General features: G+C 58.2%; 1 protein-coding gene. It reads left to right on the top strand.

Going from position 1 to position 978, the window contains the following annotated elements; translation table 11 throughout:
• A partial coding sequence (locus A596_RS05055) for a non-ribosomal peptide synthetase (protein ID WP_268745678.1) occupies window positions 1-978 on the top strand: 978 nt, incomplete at its 3' end.

The following is a 978-nucleotide window of genomic DNA, read 5'->3' as shown; positions in this document are numbered from 1 at the left end:
TTGCAGGACGAAGGGGTCACGGTGCTGAACCAGACTCCCAGTGCGTTCAGTGCGGTCATCACCGAGGATGGCAACGCCGCGCGTGCGCTATCGCTGCGTTACATTATTTTTGGTGGTGAAGCACTGCAACTGGCGATGTTATCGCCCTGGTTTGAGCGGCACGGGGATCAGGCGCCGCGGCTGATCAATATGTACGGGATCACCGAAACGACGGTACATGTGACCCATCGTCACATCACCCGGGCGCTGGTCGCCGAATCGGCAGGTCGCAGCATCATCGGCCGCCCACTCGCTGACCTGAAGTTACTGGTATTAAACGCCTGCCAGGGGTTGGTACCGGTAGGGGTAGAAGGGGAATTGTATGTCGGAGGCGATGGCGTTACCCGCGGTTACCTGAACCAGCCGGCATTAACGGAACAGCGCTTTGTGAGCTTGCCGGAGTATGGTGAAGGGCGTTTTTACCGCACGGGTGATTTGGTGCGTTCTCTGGCGACGGGTGATCTGGAATACCTTGGGCGGCTGGACGAGCAGGTGAAGATCCGTGGTTTCCGGATCGAGCTGGGTGAAATTGAAGCAACGCTGGTTGCCCAGGGTGAGGTGAGGGAAGCGCTGGTGCTGGCAAAAACGGCAGTGGCGGGGGAGAAATATCTGGTTGCCTATGTACTGTCGAGGGGGGCGGAAGCGTCGGACAGCAGTTCGACGGAGTTGATTGAGCGGCTGCGGGCCTATCTGCGTGCGCATTTACCGGAGCACATGGTGCCCCCGGCATTTGTGGTGTTGGCCCAGTGGCCGTTGACGGCGAATGGCAAGGTAGATCGCAAGGCGCTACCGGAAGCGGATATGGGGTTGCAACAGGGATCCTATGTTGCACCGGGTACGGAAACGGAGCAATTACTGGCTGAAGTCTGGCAGGAAGTGCTGGGTATTGAACGGGTAGGTGTGACGGATAATTTCTTCCATTTGGGTGGGCATTCGTTA

Origin of the sequence: Cellvibrio mixtus subsp. mixtus J3-8 (genome assembly GCF_000766945.1) — a bacterium.
In the GTDB taxonomy this organism is placed as follows: domain Bacteria; phylum Pseudomonadota; class Gammaproteobacteria; order Pseudomonadales; family Cellvibrionaceae; genus Cellvibrio; species Cellvibrio mixtus_A.
This window is presented reverse-complemented; position numbering and strand designations above follow the sequence as displayed.